The following is a 9,455-nucleotide window of genomic DNA, read 5'->3' on the forward strand; positions in this document are numbered from 1 at the left end:
TGACGACCGGATCAACGCCTACATTTCGGTGGGCAATTATCGGGCGGCCACGCAGGTCGCGCTGGGCAACGGCGACAACGACTCCACCCCCGCGTTCGACAAACTCGACCGCGCCCTGGGCAAGGCGATGGAGCAGAGTCGCAACGAACTGCGCGACGACATCCTCAACGCACGCCGCGGCCTGGCCGGCGCGACGGTCGGCGGTGTGGTGCTCAGCCTCGGCGCGGCCGTCGCTGTCGCACTTGGGTTGTGGCCCCGGCTGAGCGAGTACCGATGACCAGACATCCGCTCCGCATCGTGTGCGCCCTGGCGGCGGCGTTGGTGCTGGCCGGGTGTAGCGAATCGGCTGCGATGGTCGTGAACCCGGTGCCGACGCTGCCGCCGCCCACACCGGCCGGTATGGAGGAGATGCCGCCCCAGCCGCCACTGCCGCCGGACAAGTCCGCCGACAGCTGTAACCCCACCGCCAGCCTGCGCCCGTTCGACAACCCGGCCGACGCCGACGCCGCGGTGGCCAGCATCCGTGCTCGCGGCCGACTGATCGTCGGCCTGGACATCGGCAGCAACCTGTTCAGCTTCCGTGACCCGATCACCGGCGAGATCACCGGCTTCGACGTCGACATCGCCGGCGAGGTGGCACGCGATATCTTCGGCAACCCGTCGCAAGTCGAGTACCGGATCCTGTCGTCTGACGAGCGGATCACCGCGCTGGAGAAGTCGGAGGTCGACATCGTCACCAAGACGATGACCATCACCTGCGAGCGGCGCAAGCAGGTGAACTTCTCCACCGTTTACCTCGACGCCTACCAGCGCATCCTGGCGTCGCGCGACTCCCCGATCACCAAGCCCTCCGATCTTTCCGGCAAGCGGGTCTGCGTGGCCAGGGGCACGACATCCCTGCAGCGGATCCGGGAGATCGCGCCGCCGCCGATCGTGGTGGAGGTGGTGAACTGGGCCGACTGTCTGGTGACGCTGCAGCAGCGGCAAGTCGACGCGATCAGCACCGACGACTCCATCCTGGCCGGACTGGTTTCCCAGGACCCCTACCTGCACCTCGTCGGGCCCAACATGGGTACTCAGCCGTACGGCATCGGGATCAAGCTGGATGACACCGGGCTGGTACGGTTCGTCAACGGCACGCTGGAACGTATCCGCCGCGACGGCACCTGGAATGCCCTGTACCGCAAGTGGTTAACGGTGCTCGGTCCGGCGCCGGCTGCGCCGAGCCCAAGGTATGTGGACTGATGGCCGAGCAACCGGCGGATCAGGAACGCCAAGACGTGGACGACGGCTCGCAGGATAGCGACCTCGGCCCGGGCACCCAGCCCGCCGACGCGACGGTGGATTCGTCCTCGCAGGGGCGGCCGGTGACCACGCAAGCGGTCTTCCGCCCCTTCGACGACGACTCCGAAGCCACGCCGGTGCACGCCGTGGACACCGAGCCGCAAGAACGTGCGAAGCCGACGAAGCGGGCATCGGTCCGGCGGCTGGGCGGCGGCCTGGTCGAGATTCCGCGGGTGCCCGACATCGACCCGCTCGAAGCATTGATGCCCAATCCGGTTGTGCCGGAGTCCAAACGGTTCTGCTGGAACTGTGGGCGACCCGTCGGCCGATCCAGCGTAGAGGCCAAGGCACAGTCGGAGGGCTGGTGCCCCTACTGCGGAAGCCCGTATTCGTTTCTGCCGCAACTGAATCCGGGCGACGTCGTTGCCGGTCAGTACGAAATCCGGGGCTGCATTGCGCACGGCGGGCTGGGCTGGGTGTACCTGGCGCTGGACCGCAACGTCAACGATCGTCCGGTGGTGCTGAAGGGTTTGGTGCATTCCGGCGACGCGGAGGCCCAGGCGATCGCCATGGCCGAGCGACGATTCCTCGCCGAGGTCGTGCACCCGTCGATCGTGCAGATCTTCAACTTCGTCGAGCACACCGACCGGCACGGGGAACCCGTCGGCTACATCGTGATGGAGTACGTCGGTGGGCAATCGCTCAAACGTCGCAAAGGCGACCGGCTGCCCGTCGCCGAAGCCATCGCCTACGTGTTGGAAATCCTTCCTGCACTGAGCTATTTGCATTCGATCGGCTTGGTGTACAACGACCTCAAGCCGGAAAACATCATGCTGACCGAGGAACAGCTCAAGCTGATCGACCTGGGGGCGGTGTCGCGGCTCAACTCGTTCGGCTATCTTTACGGCACACCGGGTTACCAGGCTCCCGAGATCGTGCGGACCGGCCCGACGGTGGCCAGCGACATCTACACGGTCGGGCGCACCCTCGCGGCTCTGACGCTGAAGCTGCGCACCCGCGGCGGGCGGTACGTCGACGGGCTACCCGAAGACGACCCGGTGCTCAGCAAGTACGACTCGTTCGCCCGGTTACTGCGTCGCGCAATCGATCCCGATCCACGGCGGCGATTCACCAGCTCCGAGGAGATGTCCGGGCAGCTGTCCGGTGTGCTGCGCGAGGTGGTCGCTCAGGACACCGGCGTGCGGCGGCCGGGCCTGTCGTCGATCTTCAGCCGCAGCCGCTCCACGTTCGGGGAGGACCTGTTGGTCGCGCATACCGACGTATACCTGGACGGCCACGTGCATTCGGAGAAGCTGACCGCCAAGGAGATCGTCACCGCGCTGCAAGTCCCGCTGGTGGATCCGGCCGACGTCGCCGCACCGCTGCTGGGGGCGACCGTGCTGTCCCAGCCGGTGCAGACGCTGGACTCGTTGCGCGCATTCCGCCATGGCGCAATGGATTCCGAGGACATCGACTTGTCGGAGTCGGTCGAGCTGCCGCTGATGGAGGTGCGGGCGCTACTGGACCTCGGCGATGTGGCCAAGGCCACCCGCAAGCTCGACGATCTGGCCGAGCGGGTCGGCTGGCGATGGCGGCTGGTCTGGTACCGCGCGGTCTCCGAACTGCTCACCGGCGACTACGAGTCGGCCAGCAAGCACTTCAGCGAAGTGCTGGACACCTTCCCCGGCGAGTTGGCGCCCAAGATGGCGCTGGCCGCGACCGCCGAATTGGCCGGCAGCTCAGACGAACACATGTATTACGAGGAAGTCTGGAACACCGACGACGGGGTGATCTCGGCGGCCTTTGGGCTAGCTAGAGCCCAGTCGGTGGAAGGGGATCGCGAAGGCGCGGTACGCACTCTCGACGAAGTACCTGCCACATCAAGGCATTTCACCACCGCTCGGCTGACCAGTGCGGTGACGCTGCTGTCCGGCCGGTCGGCGAGCGAGATCACCGAAGAGCAGATCCGCGACGCCGCACGGCGGGTGGAGGCGCTGCCACCGACCGAGCCGCGGGTGCTGCAGATCCGCGCATTGGTGCTGGGCAGCGCGTTGGACTGGCTGGGAGAACACGAGGCCAGCACCAACCACATTCTCGGCTTTCCGTTCACCGAACATGGGCTGCGGCTTGGCGTCGAAGCGTCGCTGCGGGGGCTGGCCCGGGCGGCGCCCACCCAGGCGCACCGCTACACGCTGGTCGACATGGCCAACCGGGTGCGGCCAACGTCCACGTTCTGACTGGGGCCCGTAACCAGGGCCGCAAGCAAATCGCAAGAAAAGTCGGGCACAGTTAGGCCATGGCCGGCCAGTCGGATGGGTGGATCACGACTGCTCGCGTGCTGCGCCGGACCGGGTTCGGGGTAACCGGCCCACAGGTAGACGTGGTGGCTGCCCAAAATTGGTCGAAATACGTCGACGCCGCCCTGGCTGCCGATCCCGACGCGGACCCGGGCGCCGTGGCGACACCGATGCCGACGCCACCCACCCTGCGCGGCCCGGGCAAGGGGGCGTCAGTGGACGTCCGCAAAGAGTTCAACCAACAAATCGCCGGGCAGATGAACGAGCTGTCGGATTGGTGGTTGCGCCGCATGGTCGCCGTGCAACAGCCTATCCACGAAAAGCTGACGCTGTTGTGGCACAACCACTTTGCCACCTCCGCCGAGAAGGTGCGGGACGCAGCCCACATGGCGGCGCAGAACCAAAAACTGCGCACCCTGTCGCTCGGCGATTTCCACAACCTCGCATACGCCATGTTGACCGACGCCGCGATGCTGCGCTGGCTGGACGCACAGACCAATACCGCCAAGGCGCCCAACGAGAACCTGGCCCGCGAGTTCATGGAGCTGTTCACGCTCGGGCACGGCGATGGCTACTCCGAGGACGACGTGCGGGAAGGCGCACGCGCACTGACCGGTTGGGTCATTCGGCCTTTCAGCGATCCGATGATGGTGCCTAGACGCCACGACCACACGGCCAAGACGATTTTCGGGGTCACCCGCAATTTCGACGCGCAGGGATTCTGCGAACTCGTGCTGGGCCAACCGAAATCGCCGCAATACGTCGCCGGCCGACTATGGCAGCAACTGGCGTCGGATACCCCGCCGTCGCCGCAGGCGCTCGACCGCTTGGTCAGCGCCTACGGCCCCGGTCGCAACCTGCGGGCGTTGACTCGGGCGATCCTCACCGACGACGAATTCGTAGGTAGCCGGGCGGCCATCGTCAACACGCCGGTCGAGTGGCTGATCGGCGTGATCCGCACCCTGCGCGTCCCCGTCGACAACCCGGCGCGGCCGAAGATGGCCGACGCCGTGCTCAAATCGCTGGGGCAGCGCCCTTTTTACCCACCAGACGTCGGCGGCTGGCCGCACGGCCGGGTCTGGATGTCGACCGCCAGCGCCGACGTCCGGATGCGCGCCGCGAGCCTCATGGCACGGAGCGGTGACCTGTCCACGGTCGAAGAAACCGCCGCTAGCGACCGGATCGACGCCGTCGGCTACCTGATCGGGATCGGGGTATGGTCGGACCGGTCCGTCGCGGCGCTGCAACCGTTGGTGCGCACGCCGGTTCAGCTGGTCGCCGCCGCCGTCAATACGCCCGAATACCTGACGTCTTAGCGAGTATGCCGATGCCTGATCTGAGTCGCCGCAAATTCCTGATCGCCAGCGCCGGTCTTAGCGCGGCCGGTCTGCTGTCGGGGGCATGCGCCGTCAGCTGGCCCGATCTGATGCGGGAAGCTAAGCAGCGGCCCCTGGCCGAGGGCAGCGGCGTTTTGGTGATCGTCACACTCTACGGCGGCAACGACGGCATCAACACCGTGATCCCCCACGCCGACAACGCTTATCACGATGCCCGACCCGAATTGGCTTATGCCCCGGGCGATGTGCTGAACCTCGACGGCCAGCTCGGCCTGAATCCGGCGCTCAAAGGTCTGGCTCAGCAATGGCAGAACCAGAAGCTGGCGATCGTGCGCGGCGTGAGCTACCCGAAACCCGACCACAGCCACTTCCGCTCGATGGACATCTGGCAGACCGCGTCGCCGGCCGAACCCGTCTCGACCGGGTGGATTGGTCGCTGGCTGGATGCCACTGGCAACGACCCGCTGCGCGCGGCCAACATCGGGTCCGTCCTACCGCCGCTCGCGGTCGGTGAAAAGTGCACGGCAGCAGCACTTACGGCGTCGGGAAAGCCAGAGTCCGCGGACAAGTTCGCCGCGACGATGGACGCTCTTGGCGCCGACGACCCCAACGACACGCCGGCCATGGCGGCGGTCTGCGACGCCTATCGCGCCACCCGCACCACCGACACGACGTTCGGTCCGATCAAGCCCTCCGGCGAGAAGGGCGAGAAACACAACTCACTGGCCGGCCAGCTGAGCATGGTGGCGGCGGCGGTGAAAGCGGCGGTGCCCACCCGGGTTTACGCGGTCCAGCTGGGCGGATTCGACACGCATGCCGACGAGAAAACGACGCAACAGCGTCATCTGCAGACGTTGGACGAGGCCGTGACCCCGTTCCTGCAGCAGATGGCCGGTGACCGGTACGGCAAAAACGTGGTCCTGCTGGCCTATTCGGAATTCGGAAGACGGGTAAAGGCGAACGCCTCGCAGGGCACCGATCACGGCACAGCCGGGCCGGTGTTCATCGCCGGAGCGCCGGTCAAGGGCGGCTTTTACGGCGACGAGCCCAGCCTCACCGACCTCGACAACGGCGACCTCAAACCCACCACCGATTTCCGGGACGTCTACTACGAGCTGCTGTCAAAGACGCTTCAGACCGACCCGACACCATCAGTCGGGACCGGCCGCCGCAGCCTCGGCTTCCTCTGAGCGACGGCCGCTGCCGAAAGTCCGGATACCGGAATAAGTTTCACGAAATACGAATAAATTTCCTCCGAGATTCCGGAACCTTCTCAACTCAGCCGCAGCTACAGTTGGCCTGCCCGTGTCGATTAACCCGGCGGCGACCTGACGGCCAACCTCACCGGCGTCGCCTCCGAACCGCTTGCGGGCTGGTTCCGTAAGACTTCCCATGCGGTGCCGACGGGCGGGAGGAACCGTTGGCACCGCATGGGTCGCTCCCGCGACACTGCGCGTCGGGCCAGCGCACCCTCAGCCTCCTCTGAGCCACCGCCAAAAATCCGTCGTGGCGGAGCTGCTCCCCACGTTGTTCTGCTCCCTAGGACGCGGTGCCGGCGCCCGGGGGCCCGCCGGCACTGCTTTGGAAAGTTGCCGAACACTAGTTCGAATGCGCTCTGAGTGCAACGCCTTTGGGCCTCTCCGCTCACTGAGAGTCGCATGAGTCCACCTGGCTGTTTCTCAGCTGTGTCTCAGTTAAGTTTTCCGGTTAATCGGATCTTGCGGAAGGGCGAAACGCTCGCAACGGGCCTCTGAGGTCGCGGTCTAGATCGCTCGCAGACAGTCGCGAGCGATCGCCAGCTCCTCGTTGGTGGGGATCACCAACACGGCGATCGGCGAGGTATCGGTCGAAATCCGTCGAGCGCCCTTAGCGGACTGCGAGTTCCGCTGCTCGTCGATCTCGATGCCCAGCGTCGTCAGCCCGCTCAACGCGTCGCGGCGCACCGAGGCGACGTTCTCGCCGATGCCCGCGGTGAAGCTCACCACATCGGCGCGGCCCAGCACCGCCAGGTAGGCACCCACATATTTGCGCAGCCGGTGGATGAACACGTCGTAGGCCAATTGCGCTGCACTGTCGCCGGATTCGATCATCTCGTGCAGCCGGCGAAAGTCTTGCTCACCGGCCAGACCCAGCAGTCCGGAGTGCGTGTTGAGCATCGATTCGACGTCGTCGACGCCGATCTTCGCGGCGCGGCACAGGTAGCCGAAGACACCGGGGTCGATGTCGCCGCTGCGGGTGCCCATCACCAGACCCTCCAACGGCGTCAGTCCCATCGACGTGTCGACCGGACGGCCGGCCGAGATCGCCGACGCCGAGGCGCCGTTACCCAGGTGCAGCACAATCTGATTCAGGTCCCGCACCGGCCTGTCCAGGAACGCCGCAGCCTGTTCGCTGACGTATTGGTGTGACGTGCCGTGAAATCCGTATCGACGGATCCCCCACTTCTTCGCCAGGTCGCGATCAATCGCGTAGGTCGCCGCCGCCGGCGGCAGGTCGTGAAAGAACGCCGTGTCGAACACCGCGACGTGCGGCACCTCCGGCAGCATCTTGCGCGCCACCTCGATGCCCTGCACGGCAGACGGATTGTGCAGCGGCGCCAGCACCGACAACTGCTCGAGTTCGTCGATGACCGCGTCATCGACAACGGTCGGCCGGTAAAACGTCGCGCCGCCGTGCACGACCCGGTGCCCGACTGCCGCCAGGCCGCACGCCTGCAAATCGATACCGGCCTCGCGCAATTGGTCGAACGCCATCCGCAGCGCCGCGTCGTGGTCGGCCACCGGCGAAGACGCCTCGCCGATCTGCTCGACGATGCCGTCCGCCAGCGATCTACCCGAATCCGGCTGAATCAGCTGATATTTCAGCGATGACGAGCCGGAGTTGATCACCAGCACCGTGCGGTCAGGCATGGGTCCCCTGGGCCTGGATCGCGGTGATCGCGACGGTGTTGACGATGTCTTCGACGAGTGCGCCGCGGGACAGGTCGTTCACCGGCATGTTCAGACCTTGCAACACCGGACCGATCGCGATCGCACCGGCGCTGCGCTGCACCGCCTTGTACGTGTTGTTGCCGGTGTTGAGGTCGGGGAAGATCAGCACCGTGGCGCGACCGGCGACCACCGAATCACGCATCTTGGTGGCCGCGACGGACGGATCTACCGCGGCGTCGTACTGGATAGGACCCTCGACCGGCAGCTGCGGATCCCGCGTGCGCACCAACTCCGTTGCGGCCCTGACCTTGTCGACATCGGCTCCAGTGCCGGATTCGCCGGTGGAGTAAGACAGCATGGCCACCCGCGGCTCGATACCGAATTGTGCGGCGGTACGCGCCGAGCTGATGGCGATGTCGGCTAGCTGGTCGACGGTCGGGTCGCGGACTATCGCGCAGTCGCCGTATGCCAGCACCTGATCCGGCAGGCACATCAGGAAGATGCTGGAAACCGTGGATACTCCCGGCGCGGTCCTGATGATTTCGAACGCCGGCCGGACCGTGTGCGCGGTGGTGTGCGTGGCACCGGACACCATGCCGTCGACGATGCCGTTGTACACCAGCATGGTGCCGAAATACGCCAGGTCGTGCATGATCTCATGCGCCTGCTCGACGGTGACACCCTTGTTCCTGCGCAACTCCGCGTACTGTTCGGCGAACTGGTCGGACAACTCGGTGGTGCGTGGGTCGATCACCGCTGCGTCATCCAGGTCGACACCGAGTTCGGCTGCGCGCAAGCGGATCTGAAGCTCATCGCCGAGGATGGTCAGATCCGCAATCCCGCGCTGCAGCACCCGCCCGGCCGACTTGAGGATGCGATCGTCGCAGCCTTCAGGAAGCACGATGTGCCTGCGATCCGCTCGAGCCTGCGCACGCAGCCGGTAGGTGAACATCTGCGGTGTGGTCACGGTCGGGATCGGGATGGCAAGCTGAGCAAGCAGATCCGCGATGTCGACGTGACGTTCCATCAGTTCCAACGCGGTGTCGATCTTGCGCAGCGACCCCGCGGTGACCCGCGCGCGCACCGACGCCACCGCGCTAGCCGTCTCGAAGGTACCCAGCGTGGTGGTGGCGATGATCGGCAGCCGTAGACGGAGGCCGGCCACCAGCGCGGCGATCGACGGATGCAGCTCAAACCCGCCGTTGAGGATGATGCACGACAGCGACGGAAAGCCTTCGGCGCCATGCGCGCTGGCGACCGCCAGTACCACGTCGGAACGGTCACCGGGGGTGATCACCACGACCCCGTCGCCCAGCCGCTCCAGCACATGCTCGGCGGTCATCCCCGCGACCAGGACACCGAGCACTTCGCGTCCCATCAGCGCGGCGTCACCACTCACCAGTCTTCCGTTCACGGCTTTCTGCAGCTCGGCCACCGTCGGGGCGGCCAGCAGCGGCTCGTCTGGCAGCACATAGGTCTGCGGGGCGAATGCGCGCAGCGCCTCGGCGACGGCGCTCAGCTGCGACGGCTCGCAGCGGTTGGCCACCACCGCCGCGGTATGGGCATGCTGGGCGGCCAGCTCGTCCAGACACAGCTTCACGACGTGT

6 protein-coding genes and 1 pseudogene are annotated in these 9,455 nt (G+C 66.2%); 5 read left to right on the top strand and 2 right to left on the bottom strand.

What is annotated here, in order from left to right:
• The 5 genes and pseudogenes from VKI00_RS26395 to VKI00_RS26415 form a co-directional block, all read left to right on the top strand.
• Positions 1-277: pseudogene (locus VKI00_RS26395) on the top strand (hypothetical protein); the annotation flags it as partial.
• Positions 274-1,245: a glutamate ABC transporter substrate-binding protein gene (locus VKI00_RS26400; RefSeq protein ID WP_324443514.1), complete on the top strand. Its 972-nt coding sequence runs from the start codon at positions 274-276 to the stop codon at positions 1,243-1,245. The pseudogene VKI00_RS26395 and the gene VKI00_RS26400, both read left to right, overlap by 4 nt.
• A complete protein-coding gene (locus VKI00_RS26405; protein WP_324443516.1) occupies positions 1,245-3,521 on the top strand; it encodes a serine/threonine-protein kinase PknG in 2,277 nt (758 codons plus the stop codon). Before VKI00_RS26400 ends, VKI00_RS26405 begins: the two co-directional genes overlap by 1 nt.
• A 59-nt stretch (positions 3,522-3,580) precedes the next feature.
• Positions 3,581-4,897: a DUF1800 domain-containing protein gene (locus tag VKI00_RS26410; RefSeq protein ID WP_324443519.1), complete on the top strand. Its 1,317-nt coding sequence runs from the start codon at positions 3,581-3,583 to the stop codon at positions 4,895-4,897.
• Positions 4,898-4,908: 11 nt separating this feature from the next.
• Positions 4,909-6,108: a DUF1501 domain-containing protein gene (locus VKI00_RS26415; RefSeq protein ID WP_324443521.1), complete on the top strand. Its 1,200-nt coding sequence runs from the start codon at positions 4,909-4,911 to the stop codon at positions 6,106-6,108.
• Between the two features lie 573 nt (positions 6,109-6,681).
• Here VKI00_RS26415 and VKI00_RS26420 read toward each other — a convergent pair.
• Both VKI00_RS26420 and pta read right to left on the bottom strand, forming a co-directional pair.
• The gene (locus tag VKI00_RS26420) at positions 6,682-7,827 is read right to left on the bottom strand and encodes an acetate kinase (protein WP_324443523.1); all 1,146 of its coding nucleotides are present in this window, start codon (positions 7,825-7,827) and stop codon (positions 6,682-6,684) included.
• On the bottom strand, positions 7,820-9,455 hold a 1,636-nt coding region (gene pta / locus VKI00_RS26425; protein ID WP_324443524.1), incomplete at its 5' end, for a phosphate acetyltransferase. The genes pta and VKI00_RS26420, both read right to left, overlap by 8 nt.

Origin of the sequence: Mycobacterium sp., from assembly GCF_035314665.1 — a bacterium.
Classification (GTDB): domain Bacteria; phylum Actinomycetota; class Actinomycetes; order Mycobacteriales; family Mycobacteriaceae; genus Mycobacterium.